The sequence below is a fragment of the Streptomyces sp. NPDC090127 genome (genome assembly GCF_044746945.1).
Taxonomy (GTDB): Bacteria; Actinomycetota; Actinomycetes; order Streptomycetales; family Streptomycetaceae; genus Streptomyces.
Map to the genome: position 1 here is coordinate 961,788 of NZ_JBIVDE010000001.1, position 15,799 is coordinate 977,586.

General features: G+C 72.8%; 14 protein-coding genes. 7 read left to right on the top strand and 7 right to left on the bottom strand.

Annotated features, from left to right (window positions below; genetic code table 11):
- The first annotated feature begins 95 nt into the window (after nucleotides 1–95).
- Nucleotides 96–701, top strand: a complete 606-nt coding sequence (locus ACIPPS_RS04250; RefSeq protein ID WP_401426600.1) for a nucleoside triphosphate pyrophosphatase — start codon at nucleotides 96–98, stop codon at nucleotides 699–701.
- An 18-nt stretch (nucleotides 702–719) separates the two neighbouring features.
- On the opposite strand, the gene ACIPPS_RS04255 is transcribed toward ACIPPS_RS04250, so the two are convergent.
- Nucleotides 720–1,121, bottom strand: a complete 402-nt coding sequence (locus ACIPPS_RS04255; protein WP_401426602.1) for a hypothetical protein — start codon at nucleotides 1,119–1,121, stop codon at nucleotides 720–722.
- Between the two features lie 386 nt (nucleotides 1,122–1,507).
- Here ACIPPS_RS04255 and ACIPPS_RS04260 point away from each other — a divergent pair, with 386 nt between their 5' ends.
- Both ACIPPS_RS04260 and ACIPPS_RS04265 read left to right on the top strand, forming a co-directional pair.
- Entirely contained in the window at nucleotides 1,508–3,262 is a 1,755-nt protein-coding gene (locus ACIPPS_RS04260) for an acetyl/propionyl/methylcrotonyl-CoA carboxylase subunit alpha (RefSeq protein ID WP_401426604.1), read from the top strand.
- A 78-nt stretch (nucleotides 3,263–3,340) separates the two neighbouring features.
- On the top strand, nucleotides 3,341–3,895 hold the full coding sequence (locus ACIPPS_RS04265; RefSeq protein ID WP_401426606.1) for a TetR/AcrR family transcriptional regulator: 555 nt from the start codon (nucleotides 3,341–3,343) through the stop codon (nucleotides 3,893–3,895).
- A 151-nt stretch (nucleotides 3,896–4,046) separates the two neighbouring features.
- Here the strand turns inward: ACIPPS_RS04265 and ACIPPS_RS04270 are convergent, their stop codons facing one another.
- Nucleotides 4,047–5,000, bottom strand: coding sequence for a DeoR/GlpR family DNA-binding transcription regulator (locus tag ACIPPS_RS04270; protein WP_401426608.1), 954 nt, complete (start codon nucleotides 4,998–5,000; stop codon nucleotides 4,047–4,049).
- Nucleotides 5,001–5,177: 177 nt separating this feature from the next.
- Entirely contained in the window at nucleotides 5,178–6,617 is a 1,440-nt protein-coding gene (locus tag ACIPPS_RS04275; protein ID WP_401426610.1) for an NAD(P)H-quinone dehydrogenase, read from the bottom strand.
- A 206-nt stretch (nucleotides 6,618–6,823) separates the two neighbouring features.
- Between ACIPPS_RS04275 and ACIPPS_RS04280 the strand changes: the two genes are divergently transcribed.
- The 4 genes from ACIPPS_RS04280 (at nucleotide 6,824) to ACIPPS_RS04295 (ending at nucleotide 11,537) form a co-directional block, all read left to right on the top strand.
- The gene (locus ACIPPS_RS04280) at nucleotides 6,824–7,261 is read left to right on the top strand and encodes a gamma-glutamylcyclotransferase (protein ID WP_401426612.1); all 438 of its coding nucleotides are present in this window, start codon (nucleotides 6,824–6,826) and stop codon (nucleotides 7,259–7,261) included.
- Between the two features lie 217 nt (nucleotides 7,262–7,478).
- Complete coding sequence (locus ACIPPS_RS04285; RefSeq protein WP_401426614.1) at nucleotides 7,479–8,282, top strand: purine-nucleoside phosphorylase; 804 nt, start codon at nucleotides 7,479–7,481, stop codon at nucleotides 8,280–8,282.
- A 217-nt stretch (nucleotides 8,283–8,499) separates the two neighbouring features.
- Nucleotides 8,500–10,167 carry a phospho-sugar mutase gene (locus tag ACIPPS_RS04290; protein ID WP_401426616.1) on the top strand — a complete coding sequence of 556 codons (1,668 nt, stop codon included), beginning with the start codon at nucleotides 8,500–8,502 and terminating at the stop codon, nucleotides 10,165–10,167.
- 182 nt (nucleotides 10,168–10,349) lie between these two features.
- On the top strand, nucleotides 10,350–11,537 hold the full coding sequence (locus tag ACIPPS_RS04295; protein ID WP_401426618.1) for a hypothetical protein: 1,188 nt from the start codon (nucleotides 10,350–10,352) through the stop codon (nucleotides 11,535–11,537).
- A gap of 127 nt (nucleotides 11,538–11,664) precedes the next feature.
- On the opposite strand, the gene ACIPPS_RS04300 is transcribed toward ACIPPS_RS04295, so the two are convergent.
- The 4 genes from ACIPPS_RS04300 to ACIPPS_RS04315 form a co-directional block, all read right to left on the bottom strand.
- Nucleotides 11,665–12,492: a phosphate ABC transporter ATP-binding protein gene (locus ACIPPS_RS04300; RefSeq protein ID WP_401426620.1), complete on the bottom strand. Its 828-nt coding sequence runs from the start codon at nucleotides 12,490–12,492 to the stop codon at nucleotides 11,665–11,667.
- Between the two features lie 20 nt (nucleotides 12,493–12,512).
- Complete coding sequence (locus ACIPPS_RS04305; RefSeq protein WP_401426622.1) at nucleotides 12,513–13,394, bottom strand: class E sortase; 882 nt, start codon at nucleotides 13,392–13,394, stop codon at nucleotides 12,513–12,515.
- A gap of 43 nt (nucleotides 13,395–13,437) precedes the next feature.
- Nucleotides 13,438–14,607 carry a hypothetical protein gene (locus tag ACIPPS_RS04310; protein WP_401426624.1) on the bottom strand — a complete coding sequence of 390 codons (1,170 nt, stop codon included), beginning with the start codon at nucleotides 14,605–14,607 and terminating at the stop codon, nucleotides 13,438–13,440.
- 98 nt (nucleotides 14,608–14,705) lie between these two features.
- Nucleotides 14,706–15,677, bottom strand: a complete 972-nt coding sequence (locus ACIPPS_RS04315; protein ID WP_401426626.1) for a substrate-binding domain-containing protein — start codon at nucleotides 15,675–15,677, stop codon at nucleotides 14,706–14,708.
- Nucleotides 15,678–15,799 lie beyond the last annotated feature (122 nt).

Consider the following 15,799-nt stretch of genomic DNA (forward strand, 5'->3'; position numbering starts at 1 on the left):
GCAGACCACGACCGGCGGGACCCGCGCGCCGCCCGCCGGCAGGCGACGTGCCCGCCGGAGCCACCGGGAGCGGCCGTACTGGCTACGCTTTCCCCATGACTCCTGATCGACGCCGTCTCGTGCTCGCCTCCGCCTCGCCCGCCCGGCTCGGACTGCTGCGGCAGGCCGGACTCGCCCCCGAGGTCATCGTGAGCGGCGTCGACGAGGACAAGGTCCACGCCCCGACGCCCGCCGAACTCGCCCTCGCCCTCGCCGAGGCCAAGGCCGCCCATGTCGCCGCCCGCCCCGAGGTCTTCGGCGCCCTGGTCATCGGCTGCGACTCGGTCCTGGAGCTCGACGGGCAGGCCCTCGGCAAGCCCGCCGACCCCGAGGAGGCCACCGCCCGCTGGAAGGCCATGCGCGGCCGCGTGGGCATCCTGCAGACGGGCCACTGCGTCTACGACACGGCCGCCAAGCGGTACGAGTCGGCGACCGCCTCGACCGTGGTCCGCTTCGGCGAGCCGACCGACGCCGAGGTCGCCGCGTACGTGGCCAGCGGCGAACCGCTGCACGTGGCGGGCGCGTTCACCCTGGACGGCCGCTCGGCGCCGTTCATCGACGGCATCGACGGCGACCCGGGCAACGTGATCGGCCTGTCGCTGCCGCTGCTGCGCACGCTGCTCGGCAAGCTCGGGGTCTCCATCACCGACCTGTGGCACTGAGCGCGCGGCTCGCCGGCGCTACGCGGGCGCCGGTGCCCCTTCGGGGGCGTCGGCGCCCTTGCCGTACGCCACCAGCGTCAGCACGATCAGGCCGAGCACCACCGTCATGAACGCGAAGGCGCCCCACCCGATCAGACCGACCGTCACCGCGCCGAGCAGCCCGTGCACGACCGCGCAGCCGATGAGCAGGGCCCGGCCGGCGCGCCCCGGGCGCCGGTCCCGGATGCCGGCGATCAGCGCGACGGTGCCGCAGAGGGCGAGCAGCACGCCGGAGACGATGCCGATCACCCAGGTCCCGGTGACCATGTGGTCCGGGTCGAGCCCGTCCAGGGACATCGACTGGATCTCCAGGAGCCGTGCCATGACGGCGTTGAGCGCGACGATGGCGGGCGCCTCCAGAAAGAGCACCCCCGCCGTCACGAGTGCTATCGATCTTCGGGCCACCCCGGCCACCCCCTGCTGACGACTGTTACCGACAGTACGTACGACAGCGCGAAGGCTACTGCCGGGTAAACCCGCGGACAAGGGTCGGCGACGGACGGAGCACGCGCAAAGAATCATTGCGCCATTCGTAGGGACTCGACAAAGAAACCTGATCGGCGACTGGTCGCCTGAACAGAGACCTGTGCCACACCTCGGAGCTACTGTGCCGTAGAGGAGTCCTGCGTACCGTGGTACGACAAGGGATTTCATGACCCCGAACGCCTCGTATCACGCTCCGTGTGGGCAAGCTCACCACTGGGGACGGGTCGAAAGGCCGTGTCGGCAGTCCCTAAACTCAGCTTGTTTTCAAGGAGGGAGCCATCGTGCGCAAGGTGCTCATCGCCAACCGTGGCGAAATCGCTGTCCGCGTCGCCCGGGCGTGCCGGGATGCCGGGATCGCGAGCGTTGCCGTCTACGCCGAGCCGGACCGGGACGCGTTGCACGTCCGTGCGGCCGACGAGGCGTTCGCCCTGGGCGGTGACACCCCGGCCGCCAGCTACCTGGACATGGCCAAGGTGCTGCAGGCCGCGAAGGATTCCGGTGCGGACGCCATCCATCCCGGATACGGCTTCCTCTCCGAGAACGCCGAGTTCGCGCAGGCCGTCCTGGACGCCGGACTGACCTGGATCGGTCCCCCGCCCCAGGCCATCCGCGATCTCGGCGACAAGGTCGCCGCCCGTCACATCGCCCAGCGCGCCGGCGCGCCGCTGGTCGCCGGCACCCCCGACCCGGTGTCCGGCGCCGACGAGGTCGTCGCCTTCGCGAAGGAGCACGGCCTGCCGATCGCGATCAAGGCCGCCTTCGGTGGCGGCGGACGCGGCCTGAAGGTCGCCCGCACCCTCGAAGAGGTCCCGGAGCTCTACGACTCCGCCGTCCGCGAGGCCGTCGCCGCCTTCGGCCGCGGCGAGTGCTTCGTCGAGCGCTACCTCGACAAGCCCCGCCACGTCGAGACCCAGTGCCTGGCCGACACCCACGGCAACGTCGTCGTCGTCTCCACCCGCGACTGCTCGCTGCAGCGCCGCCACCAGAAGCTCGTCGAGGAAGCCCCCGCGCCCTTCCTCACCGAGGCCCAGAACACCGAGCTGTACACGGCGTCCAAGGCGATCCTGAAGGAAGCCGGCTACGTCGGCGCCGGCACGGTGGAGTTCCTCGTCGGCACCGACGGCACCATCTCCTTCCTCGAGGTCAACACCCGCCTCCAGGTGGAGCACCCGGTCACCGAGGAAGTCACCGGCATCGACCTCGTACGGGAGATGTTCCGGATCGCCGACGGCGAGGAACTCGGCTACGACGACCCGGCCATAAGGGGTCACTCGTTCGAGTTCCGCATCAACGGCGAGGACCCCGGCCGGAACTTCCTGCCCGCCCCCGGCACCGTCACCCTCTTCGCCCCGCCCACCGGCCCCGGTGTCCGCCTCGACGCAGGCGTCGAGTCCGGCTCTGTCATCGGCCCCGCCTGGGACTCCCTCCTGGCCAAGCTCGTCGTCACCGGCGCCACCCGCGAACAGGCCCTCCAGCGCGCCGCCCGCGCCCTGGCCGAGTTCAAGGTCGAGGGCATGGCCACCGCCATCCCCTTCCACCAGGCCGCCGTCGCCGACCCCGCCTTCACCGCCGACCCGTTCCGCGTCCACACCCGGTGGATCGAGACCGAGTTCGACAACCAGATCAAGCCCTTCAACCCGGCGGGATCCGAGGCGGACGAGGACGAGTCGGGCCGCGAGACCATCGTCGTCGAGGTCGGCGGCAAGCGCCTGGAGGTCTCCCTCCCCGTCTCGCTGGGCATGTCCCTGGCGCGTACGGGCCTGGCCGCCGGTGCCAAGCCGAAGCGGCGGGCCGCGAAGAAGTCCGGCCCCACCGCCTCCGGCGACACCCTGGCCTCCCCCATGCAGGGAACGATCGTCAAGGTCGCCGTCGAAGAGGGCCAGGAAGTCAAGGAGGGCGACCTCATCGTCGTCCTCGAAGCCATGAAGATGGAACAGCCCCTCAACGCCCACCGCTCGGGCACCATCAAGGGCCTCACCGCCGAGGTCGGCGCCTCCCTCACCTCCGGCGCCCCCATCTGCGAGATCAAGGACTGAGCACCCAGCACGTACCGTACGAAGGGCCCGCAGGCGTACCGCCGGTGGGCCCTTCGCCCGTATCCGGAGGGGAGACCCATGCGCGCCGACGCGCGCCGCAACCACGAGCGGCTGCTCACCGAGGCCCGTGCCGTCTTCGCCGTGCACGGCACGGACGCGTCCCTGGAGGACGTCGCCCGGCGTGCGGGGGTCGGCATCGGCACGCTGTACCGCCACTTCCCCGCCCGCGAGGCGCTGATCAACGCGGTCTTCCAGGAGGCCCTGGCCGCGCTGCTGCAGCACGGCCAGGAGCTGGCGGAGGCCGAGGAGCCGTGCCCGGCGCTCGTGGAGTGGCTGCGCTCCCTGATCACTCATGCGGGTGAGTACCGTGGGCTCTCGCGCGCGCTGATGACGGCCATGTCGAGCTCGCGGGACGCGAGTTCGGCGCTCGCCCAGTGCGGTGTGCCGCTGCGCGCGGCCGGTGAGACCCTGCTGTCGCGGGCCCAGGAGGCGGGGGCGGTACGCGACGACGTGTCGATCGGGGATCTGATGCAGCTCACCAACGCGATCGCGCTGGCCGCCGAACAGTCTCCGCAGGACGAGGAGTTGGCCGACCGCCTCCTCGCGCTGACCCTCCGGGGGCTGAAGCGCTGAGGGGGAGGGCCCCGGTCGGCGCCCTGAGGACGGTCGGCACCCTAGGGGCGGTCGACCCTGGGGACGGTCGGCACCCCGAGGACGGTCGGCACCCTGGGGGCGGTCGAGGCACAGGCCCGGCAGGCCCCCTGGGGGAGGGGCCTCGTGCCGGTCAGCGCCTGCGCATGTCCGCCACCCGCGCCGCGCGCTCGGGGGCGAGCACCTCACCGGTCAGCGCCCCGCCCGCGCTGCGGAGTTGACCGCCCGGGTGGCGGCCCCGCTGTCCCGGGAGCGGGACGTCGCGGCGGGGGCGTCCGGGCGGGGGGACCACGTCACCGCCCGCGCCGGTGCCCGCGACGGCGATCTGCACGCCCTGGTCGGCCAGCGCCTGGAGCTCCGTCGCGGCCCGGTCGTCGTGCGCCGGGGGCTCGTCGGTGACCAGGCGGGTGATGACGTCCGTCGGCACCGTCTGGAACATGGTGTCGGTGCCGAGCTTGGTGTGGTCGGCCAGGACCACGACCTCGGCCGCCGCCTGCACCAGCGCCCGGTCCACGCTCGCGGAGAGCATGTTGGACGTGGAGAGGCCACGCTCGGCGGTCAGGCCGCTGCCGGAGAGGAAGGCCCGGGAGACCCGCAGCCCCTGGAGGGACTGCTCGGCCCCGCTGCCCACCAGCGCGTAGTTGGAGCCGCGCAGGGTGCCGCCGGTCATGACGACCTCGACCCGGTTGGCGTGGGCCAGGGCCTGGGCGACGAGCAGGGAGTTGGTGACCACGGTCAGACCGGGCACGCGGGCGAGCCGGCGGGCCAGCTCCTGCGTGGTCGTCCCGGCGCCGACGACGATGGCCTCGCCCTCCTCGACGAGGCTCGCGGCGACGTCGGCGATGGCCGTCTTCTCCGCGGTGGCGAGATGGGATTTCTGCGGGAAGCCGGATTCTCGCGTGAAGCCGCCCGGCAGTACCGCACCGCCGTGCCGGCGGTCGAGGAGTCCTTCTGCCTCCAGTGCCCGCACGTCTCGCCGTACGGTCACTTCTGAGGTCTGGACGACGCGGGCGAGCTCCCGGAGCGACACGGCTCCGTTGGCGCGCACCATTTCGAGGATCAACTGACGACGTTCTGCAGCGAACACGAAACTGACAGTAACCTGAGCGGCCGGAACTTTTCAGCACTATGCGCCGAATTGCAGAAGATGCGCACAGACGGGGCCTCCAAGTGATATGGGAGGCCCCGTCGTTGGTCGTTCTATGCCCCGCCTTGCCGGGGGTTGTCCAGATCTCCCCAGGCGGGAGGGGGAGCGGGCGCCTGATCAGGCCTCGCCCGTCACCTTTCGGGTGTGCAACTGCCGTGCCACTTCCGCGATCGAGCCCGACAGGGAGGGGTACACGGTGAAAGCGTTTGCGATCTGTTCCACGGTCAGATTGTTGTCGACCGCGATCGAGATGGGGTGGATCAGCTCGCTCGCCTTGGGGGCGACGACACAGCCGCCGACCACGATCCCGGTGCCCGGGCGGCAGAAGATCTTGACGAAGCCGTCCCGGATGCCCTGCATCTTGGCGCGCGGGTTGCGCAGCAGCGGCAGCTTGACGACCCGGGCGTCGATCTTGCCCGCGTCCACGTCGGCCTGCGTGTAACCGACGGTGGCGATCTCGGGGTCGGTGAAGACGTTCGAGGAGACCGTCTTCAGGTCCAGCGGGGCCACCGCGTCGCCGAGGAAGTGGTACATCGCGATCCGACCCTGCATGGCGGCCACCGAGGCGAGCGCGAAGACGCCGGTGACGTCACCGGCCGCGTAGACGCCGGGGGCGGAGGTGCGGGAGACCTTGTCGGTCCAGATGTGTCCGGAGTCCTTCAGCCGGACCCCGGCCTCCTCCAGACCCATTCCGGCCGAGTTCGGGATGGCGCCGACGGCCATCAGACAGTGGCTGCCGGAGATGACCCGGCCGTCGGAGAGGGTGACCTCGACCCGGTCGCCGACCCGCTTGGCGGACTCGGCGCGCGAGCGGGCCATGACGTTCATGCCCCGGCGGCGGAAGACGTCCTCCAGGACGGCCGCGGCGTCCGGGTCCTCGCCCGGGAGCACCCGGTCGCGGGAGGAGACCAGGGTGACCCGGGAGCCGAGGGCCTGGTAGGCGCCGGCGAACTCGGCGCCGGTGACACCGGAGCCGACCACGATGAGCTCCTCGGGGAGCTCCTTGAGGTCGTAGACCTGGGTCCAGTTGAGGATCCGCTCGCCGTCCGGCTGGGCGTCGGGCAGCTCGCGCGGGTGGCCGCCGGTCGCGATCAGCACCGCGTCGGCGGTCAGCGCCTCCTCGGAGCCGTCGGCGGCGGTCACGATCACCTGACGGGATCCGTCCACCGCCTGCTGCCCGGAGAGCCGGCCGCGACCGCGCAGCACCCGGGCGCCGGCCCGGGTCACGGAGGCGGTGATGTCGTGGGACTGGGCGAGCGCGAGGCGCTTCACCCGGCGGTTGACCTTGCCGAGGTCGACACCGACGACGCGGGCGGCCTGCTCCACGTGCGGGGTGTCGTCGGCGACGATGATGCCCAGCTCCTCGTACGAGGAGTCGAAGGTGGTCATCACCTCGGCCGTCGCGATGAGGGTCTTCGAGGGGACGCAGTCGGTCAGGACGGACGCGCCGCCGAGCCCGTCGCAGTCGACGACGGTCACCTCCGCGCCGAGTTGGGCGCCCACCAGGGCAGCCTCGTATCCGCCGGGTCCGCCGCCGATGATCACGATCCGGGTCACTGGGATCTACGCCTCGCGCTCTCGTTCTGCCGGGGGGTCCCCCGCTGGGCTGCAGTGCGTACGCCATTGTCCCGCACGCTTCAAGTGCGTACCCCATTGTCCCGCACGCGCCCGCCCGACTCGCGCCGGGGCCTCCGAACGGACCCCGTACCGGCCCCACCACCGACTTCCGCCGACACGCTCTCCCCTCCCGTACCCTCGACCCCATGTCGCTCTACGCCGCGTACGCCGGCAACCTCGACGCGCGGCTCATGACCCGCCGCGCCCCGCACTCCCCGTTGCGCGGCACCGGCTGGCTCAACGGCTGGCGGCTGACCTTCGGCGGGGAGCAGATGGGCTGGGAGGGCGCGCTGGCCACGATCGTCGAGGCCCCTCGCTCCCAGGTCTTCGTCGCGCTGTACGACATCGCGCCGATGGACCAGGACTCGATGGACCGCTGGGAGGGCGTCAACCTCGACATCTACCGGCGGATGCGGGTGCGCGTGCACACCCTGGACGGCGACGAGGCGGCCTGGGTCTACGTCCTGAACGCGTACGAGGGCGGGCTGCCGTCCGCCCGCTACCTGGGCGAGGTCGCGGACGCGGCGGAGTCGGCGGGCGCGCCGCACGACTACGTGATGGAGCTGCGCAAGCGCCCCTGCTGAGGGCGCGCCCGGCGGGCCGGGCAGGGGCCGGTGCGAGGTGGGGCCCGAGCACATCAGGGTGACGACCGGGCCATTCGTCGGAAACGACAACACAACGATCGCATGTCCGTCAGCATCGTCATCTACGCGCGTAGGAATTCTCGGGCTACGCTTCTGCGCGTACGAAATCCGTCCGGGGTGCTCCCCTCGGACCCCCCTCCCCGAGGCGAGAGAGTCAGTGAACGCAACTGCCACCCCGTACGAGGCCGCCGAGGCCGCAGCCGCGCGCCTTCGCGAGCTGACCGGAATCGAGAACCACGACGTGGCGCTCGTCATGGGCTCCGGCTGGGCGCCGGCCGTCGACGCGCTCGGCGCGCCCGAGGCCGAGTTCCCCGTGACCGAGCTGCCCGGCTTCCCGCCGCCCGCGGTCGAGGGCCACGGCGGCACGGTCCGCTCGTACAAGATCGGCGCCAAGCACGTCCTGGTCTTCCTGGGCCGCACCCACTTCTACGAGGGCCGGGGCGTCGCCTCCGTCTCCCACGGGGTGCGCACCGCCGTCGCCGCCGGCTGCAAGACCGTCGTCCTGACCAACGGCTGCGGTGGTCTGCGCGAGGGCATGCGCCCCGGCCAGCCGGTCCTGATCAGCGACCACATCAACCTGACGGCCGCCTCCCCGATCGTCGGCGCGAACTTCGTGGACCTCACCGACCTCTACTCGCCGCGCCTGCGCGCGCTGTGCAAGGAGGTCGACGAGACCCTCGAAGAGGGCGTCTACGTGCAGTTCCCCGGGCCGCACTACGAGACCCCGGCCGAGATCAACATGGTCCGCGTCGTGGGCGGCGACCTGGTCGGCATGTCCACCGTCCTGGAGGCCATCGCGGCCCGTGAGGCGGGCGCCGAGGTGCTGGGCATCTCCCTGGTCACCAACCTGGCGGCGGGCCTCTCGGGCGAGCCGCTGAACCACGAGGAGGTCCTCCAGGCCGGCCGTGACTCGGCCGCCCGGATGGGCGAGCTGCTGACGCGGGTCCTCGACCGCATCTGACGGCGCCGGGGCGGGTGTCCGCACCCCGCCCCCGGTTCCACTCCCCGCCGGCGGGTACGGCGCGGAGGTCCGGGGCGGAGCCCCCGGTTTCGGGAAGGGGCGGGCCGGGGGAAGGCTCCGCGCAGCGAGCCACCGGCCCGCGGCGCGTCCGCCCCCGCCCCACTCCGCCCCCGGCCCGCGACCCCACCCCTCCCCCGACCCTCCCGAAAGGCACACCGTGACGCAGGACGACCTCCTCGCCCGGGCCCAGGCATGGCTCGCCGAGGACCCCGACCGTGAGACCCGCGAGGAGCTCGCCAAGCTCATCGAGACCGGTGAGACCGGCGAGCTCGCGGCCCGGTTCGCCGGCACGCTCCAGTTCGGCACCGCCGGCCTCCGCGGCGAGCTGGGCGCGGGCCCCATGCGGATGAACCGCTCGGTGGTCATCCGGGCCGCCGCCGGCCTCGCCGCGTACCTCAAGGCCAAGGGCCAGGAGGGCGGCCTGGTCGTGGTCGGCTACGACGCCCGCTACAAGTCCGCCGACTTCGCCCGCGACACCGCGGCCGTGATGACCGGCGCCGGACTCCGCGCCGCCGTGCTCCCCCGCCCGCTGCCGACGCCGGTCCTCGCGTACGCCATAAGGCATCTGGGCGCCGTCGCCGGTGTCGAGGTGACCGCGAGCCACAACCCGCCGCGCGACAACGGCTACAAGGTCTACCTCGGCGACGGCTCGCAGATCGTGCCGCCCGCCGACGCGGAGATCGCCGCCGAGATCGCCGCGGTCCGCTCGCTGCACGACGTCCCTCGCCCGGAGTCCGGCTGGGAGACCCTCGGCGACGAGGTCCTGGAGGCCTACCTGGCCCGTACGGACGCCGTCCTGACCCCCGGCACCCCCCGTACCGTCCGGACGGTCTACACGGCCCTGCACGGCGTCGGCAAGGACGTCGTCACGGCCGCCTTCGCCCGCGCCGGCTTCCCGCCGCCCGCGCTCGTCGCCGAGCAGGCCGAGCCGGACCCGGCGTTCCCGACGGTCGCCTTCCCGAACCCGGAGGAGCCGGGCGCGATGGACCTCGCCTTCGAGGCGGCCCGCGCCGTGGGCCCCGACATCGTGATCGCCAACGACCCGGACGCCGACCGCTGCGCCGTGGCCGTGCCGGACGCCGGCGTCGAGGGCGGCTGGCGGATGCTGCGCGGTGACGAGGTGGGGGCCCTGCTCGCCGCGCACCTGGTGCACAAGGGGGTGTCGCGGGGCGACAGGAACAGCGTCTTCGCCGAGTCGATCGTGTCGTCCTCGCTGCTGGGCCGGATCGCCGAGGCGGCGGGTGTCGGCTACGAGGAGACCCTGACCGGCTTCAAGTGGATCGCCCGCGTGGACGGCCTGCGGTACGGCTACGAGGAGGCGCTCGGCTACTGCGTCGACCCTGAGGGCGTCCGGGACAAGGACGGCGTCACGGCGGCGCTGCTCGTCGCCGAGCTTGCCTCGGTGCTCAAGGAGCAGGACCGTACGCTCACCGACCTGCTCGACGACCTGGCGGTGGCCCACGGGCTGCACGCCACGGACCAGCTGTCGGTGCGGGTCGACGACCTGAGCGTCATCGCGAACGCGATGAGCGCGCTGCGCGAGCGCCCGCCGGTCCGCCTCGCGGGTCTGACGGTCACCACGGCCGAGGACCTGACGAAGGGCACGGAGTCGCTGCCCCCGACGGACGGTCTGCGCTACTACCTGGAGGGCGACTACAAGGCCCGGGTGATCGTCCGCCCGTCCGGCACGGAGCCCAAGCTCAAGTGCTACCTGGAGGTCGTGGTCCCGGTCGCCGACGCGAGCGAGCTGGCGACGGCCCGCGCGACGGGCGCCGAGATCCTCGCCGCGATCAAGCGCGACCTGTCGGAGGCGGCCGGCCTGTAGCGACCGGTCTGTAGCGGCCCGCGTCCTCGCGTGAGGCCCGTACGGAATCTCCTCCGTACGGGCCTCACGTCCTTTTCCCGTACGGGTGAATTCGGTACGGCAGCCGGCGCAACGGGCGTCCCGCGATCAGGTGGTTCCGGCCAGGGTGACCCGGTGTCCCGCCGAGCCTTCCTGGAGCCGCAGTGCCTCCGGTCCTGACCGCCCGACCGACCGTTCCCGCCTCCCGGCGGCCGCCGTCCGCGCACGGCGTCCGGCTCCCGAAGCGGGTGCGCGGCACCCTGCGGCACGCGGCGCCCGCGCTCCTCGGCTATCTGGCCGTACGGCTCCTGGGTCTGCTCGTCCTCGGCCGCTGGGCCCACCTGCGGGGGCACGGGATCTGGCCGGCGCTCGCGACGTCCTGGGACTCGCGCTGGTACCTCGCGATCGCCGACCACGGGTACGCGCCCGGACCGCCCGGTGAGCCGCCGGGCGACCGGCCGATGGCGTTCTTCCCGCTCTACCCGGCCCTGATCAAGGCGGTGGCGGCCGTCACCCCCGGCTCGCGCGCCTCCGTCGGCCTGGTCCTCGCCGTGCTCTGCTCGCTGGCCGCCGCCTGGGGGATCTTCGCGGTCGGCGACCGGCTGTACGAACGCCGGGTGGGCACGGTCCTCGCGGTGCTGTGGGGCGCGCTGCCGGTCGCCGTCGTCCAGTGGATGGGGTACACGGAGTCGCTGTTCACGGCTCTGGCCGCGTGGGCGCTGTTCGCCGTGCTGGACGGGCGCTGGGCCTGGGCGGCGGGGCTCGCGGTGGCGGCGGGGCTGACCCGGCCGACCGGGATCGCGGTCGCCGCCGCCGTGACGGTGGGCGGGCTGTGCGCCGCGCGAAGGGGCAGCCGGTGGGCGCTCGCCGCCGCCCTGGCGGCGCCGCTCGGCTGGCTCGGGTACGTCGGCTGGGTGGGGCTGAGGCTCGGCCGCTGGGACGGCTACTTCGTGGTGCAGAGGTCCTGGGGCAACGCCTGGGACGGCGGCTCGGTGACGCTGCGCCAGCTGCGCAGGCAGCTCGTCTACACCCAGGACCCGCAGCTCTTCCTGGTCATGGTCTCGCTCGCCATGATCGCCGCCGTCGCGCTGTTCGCGCTCTGCGTCGCCGACCGGCAGCCGCTGCCGCTGCTCGTCTTCGCGGGCGTGCTGCTGCTCGTGGTCCTGGGCAGCGGGGGCGTGTACTTCCCCCGCGCCCGGTTCCTGCTGCCCGGCTTCCCGCTGCTGCTCCCGCTGGCGCTCGCGGCCGGCCGGGCGCGCCGCCACGTCGCCGCCCTGGTGCTCGGCGGGGCGGCGCTGTCCTCGGCGTGGCTGGGCGCGTACATGCTGCTGGTGTGGCGGGGCGCACCGTGAGCCCCGCCGGGTCCGGCCGTACGGCGCGCGCCGTCTGCCCCCCGTCCGCTCTGGTCGTACGGGGCACGCCGTGAGGCTCTCCGTACGGTCCGGTCGTACGGGGCGCGCCGTGAGCCCCCCGTCCGGTCTAGCCGAAGCGGCCGTTGACGTAGTCGGCGGTACGGGAGTCCCGCGGTGAGCCGAACATCCGGTCGGTGGGGCCGTGTTCGACGATCACGCCGGGGGTGCCCTGCTCGGCGAGGAAGAACGCGCACGAGTCGGAGACCCGGGCGGCCTGCTGCATGTTGTGGGTGACGATGACGATCGTGATCTCGGACCTCAGCTCGGCGATGGTCTCCTCGACGCGCCGGGTGGAGGTCGGGTCGAGCGCCGAGCAGGGCTCGTCCATCAGCAGCACGCGGGGCCGGACGGCGAGCGAGCGGGCGATGCAGAGCCGCTGCTGCTGGCCGCCGGAGAGCGCGCCGCCGGGCTGCCGCAGCCGGTCCTTGACCTCGCGCCAGAGCCCTGCCTTGGTGAGGCACTCCTCGACGAGGTCGTCCCGGCCGTCGCGGGTCGCCTTGATGCCGTTGAGCTTCAGACCGGCCAGGACATTGTCGTAGAGGGACATCGCGGGGAACGGGTTGGGTTTCTGGAACACCATGCCGATCTCGCGCCGGGCGTGGGTGATGCGGCGGCCCCGGTCGTAGATGTCCTCGCCGTCGAGCAGGACCCGGCCGGCCAGCGAGGCCGAGCCGATCAGCTCGTGCATCCGGTTGAGGATGCGCAGGAAGGTGGACTTGCCGCAGCCTGACGGGCCGATGAGGGCGGTGACCTCACGGGCGGGCATGGCGAGGGAGACCCGGTCGAGGACCTTGTGGTCGCCGAACCAGGCCGAGACGGCGTCCGCCTCCAGCGCCGCGGCGCTGGAGGAGGGGTGGAGCGGCGGCAGGGTGACGGTGTCCGCTACGTCGGTCATGGTGGTGAACTCCTGTGCTGTCAGAGCAGGTTGGGAAGCAGCCGGGTCAGCTGCCCGGAGACGAGGACGCCGAGGGCCAGCAGGACCGGCACGGCGGCGACCCAGGTCTGCCTGGCTCCCCATCCGCGGTGCGCGGCGACGGTCAGCAGCGCGGCCAGGAGCAGTCCCTGGGCGGAGAGGAAGACCGCGAGCCAGGCGCTCTGGTCGCCGGCGAGGGGCTTCTCGGCGGCGGTGATCCAGCCGGGGCGCAGCGGCCGGGGCGGGCTGGGCTGGACGGTCGAGACCAGCTTCGCGTCGACGTGGACGATGTCGCCGGGCGTGTACGCGCCGCCGCTCGCGGTCGTGAGGACGAGCCGGCCCTGGCCGGAGCCGGGGAGCGGGGCGGGGCGGAGCGGCCGGCCGGGGCGGCGGACGCCCTCGACCTCGTAGACCGCCTCCCCCTGACCGGTCGTCACCTCGATCCTCGCGCCGACGGGCAGCCGGTGGACGTCGACGAAGGGGCTGCCGTAGCCCCACTGGCGGCCCATGATCGTGGCGGTGCCCTCCTGTCCGGGCAGGGGCGTGTCGCGCCGGTGCCCCGGACCGGACATGAGGACCTCGGAGGTGGTGCCCTCGGCGACGACCTCCCGCAGCCCGAGGGCCGGGATGCGCAGCAGGGCGACGGGGGCGCCGAGGGCGAGCTGCTTGCCGTCGAAGGTCTGCTGGCCCACGGGGGCCGTGCCCAGGGCGAGTTGTTCGCGCAGGTCGTCGTAGGCCGTCCGCTGGTCGCGGGCGTGCTGGAGGTGGCCGACGACGGTCAGATTGGCGGCGAAGCCGATGAGCAGCGCCGCGAGCACGCACAGGGCCGCCCCGGAGAGGGCGAACCCGGGGCGGCGTTCGGCGGTCGGCGAAGGGGTCGTCACGGGAGGGCTCCGGTCCGTGGGCGAGCGGGTGTCGGGGGCGGGGTCAGAGGAAGGTGAGCAGTCCCTTGCGGCGGACGTGGATCACCAGCGCGGCCCCGAGCAGCACGAGCGCGAGCGAGCCGAGGGCGGCGGCGGCCATGGGGGCGCCGGTCGAGGCGAGCGCCCCGTCGCCACCGGATCCGCCGGACCCCGAGATGCCGGAGGTGGTGTCGCCGCCCGAGGTCCCGCCCGTGGTCCCGGAGTCGCCCCCGCCGGTGTCGCCGGTGTCCCCGGTGTCCGAGGGGTCGGGGGTGGGCGTCCCGGTCTCGCTCGGCGTCTCGGACGGCGTCTCGGAGGGGGTCTCCGAGGGGGTCTCGGACGGCGTCCCGGAGGGGGTGCCGGTGGGGGTGTCGGTGGGGGTGGGGGCGGGGGTGATGTTGTACGCGGCCACGGCGCCGGCCGAGGGGGCGTGCGTGTCGGGATCGGTCGGCGTGAAGGTGGCGAAGAGACTGGCGTTGCCCAGGGGCAGGGCGGTGGTCTTCAGGACGGCTGTCCCGGACGTCGGGGTCACCTTGCCGAGTTCGGTGCGGGCGCCGCTCTTCTCGTACCCGAAGGTCACCTCGCCGGCGGCGTCGCCCGGTGTGACGGCGGCGGTGAGGGTGACCTCGGCACCGACGGTGGCGGTGCCGGCGGGGGCGGCGGTGAGCGAGGTCGTGGTGGATTCGGCCTCGATCACGGCCCACGCCTCTGCCTGGCTCTCACCCGAGATCACGATGCCGGACGTGAAGTAGGGGGCGTCGGAGATCGGTACTCCGGGTTTCGCGCAGACCAGATGGAGCGGGTACGTGCCGTTCCAACTCGTCCGCTCCGGGGCCCACATCATGGGCGGGTCGAGGACCAGGCGACTGAAGTCGGGAAGCAACGTGACGTCGAGCGGACCGGTGCCGTAGTCCCCCCGCGCCGATGCCTGCATCCGGATCCTCGCGCCGTTGGCCGGGTTGACCATCATGAAGACCAGCTCGTCGGTCTGCGCCGGGCAGGGGACCTGCGTCTTCACCGTCTGACCGAACGAGTCGTAGGCGGAGCCGCTCGTGGGGGACATGGTGAAAGAGCCGAGCCTGTCCGCCGCCCGCGCGTCCGTGGAGAGCGCCAGGGTCGCCGCGAGCGCGCCGAGGAGCAGGCCGAGCGCGGTGAGCAGGGCTATGGGTGATCTGTGCGGTGCGAGACGGTGCATCTGGTCTCTCCACGAGTGGGTGGGTGAGGGATACGGGAGGGGGCCGGGCACCCGGAGGGGTGCCCGGCCTGGGGTTCGGGTGGCGTGGGCCGCCCGGGTCAGCGCTCGGCGCGGAGCGTGGTGGCGCCGCAGTTGGCGATGGTGCCGAAGCCGTAGTTGGTGAGGGTGGTGGTGTCCAGGCAGACCTTGGAGGACGCGCCCACGAAGGTGTAGGCGATCGTGGCGTTGGTCAGCTTGGCGGTCGGGACGACGTTGTAGACGTCACGGGCCAGCGGGAAGGACGTGTTCAGGGTGCCGTTGGCGTTGCGCGGGGCGGTACCCCCGATGGAGCCGAGGGCGGCCGTGCCACGGCGGTCGACGACGCTGCCCTTCTCCTGCGCGATGTACTGCGCGACGGAGTAGGGGACGACGTCGCCGGCGCTGTCGAGGACGGTGCCGTCGTTCTCCTGGGCACCCTGCGTGACGCAGCTGCCCGGGGTGGCCACGCCGATGGAGCTGAGGAAGAACTGACGCGTACCGGAGTTGGCCTGCGGCAGGATCGGCGTGAGCGCGACACCGTTCAGGGACGTGAGGGTGCACTCGTAGATGCCCTTGAGCTGGGCCTGGGTCAGGTTGGACGGCAGGCCGCTGGTGGACTGCTTGGCCCACGTCACCGCGTCCTTGGCGAACGGGATGAAGGCGAGGTCGGTGGTCGTGGTGTCGACCGGGCCGCGCGAGGAGCGGGCGACGTCCACACAGCCGGAGGCCGTGTCGACGGCGTTGCGCAGCGCGTCGATGCCGGCGGAGGAGCCGTTCGGCCGGTTGATGACACAGTTGGTCGCCTTGGTCTTGATCGTCGCCGAACCCGTGGCGTTCCACGAGGCGATGATCTTCGCGTTGGCGGCGTCCCGGACGGAGTTGCCCAGGCCGTTCAGGACGTCCTGGGTCGTGTCGGAGCCGACGGCCGTCAGCTGGCGGTAGTCGGTGATCGGGGCCGGGTCGGCCTGGGCGGCGGGGGCGGCCATGACACCGAGACCGAGGGCGGCGGCACCGACGACGGCACCGATGCGAGCGCGGGACTTGACGTTCACTTCTGTTCTCCTCCGTGTAAACGGATGACGAAAGCCAGGAAAGGGACGCACAAGCAAATCCGGATCATTCTGCGACCGGCCCGTCGACCAGCCGTGGAGAACAATTCCGCAGACCTCCTCGG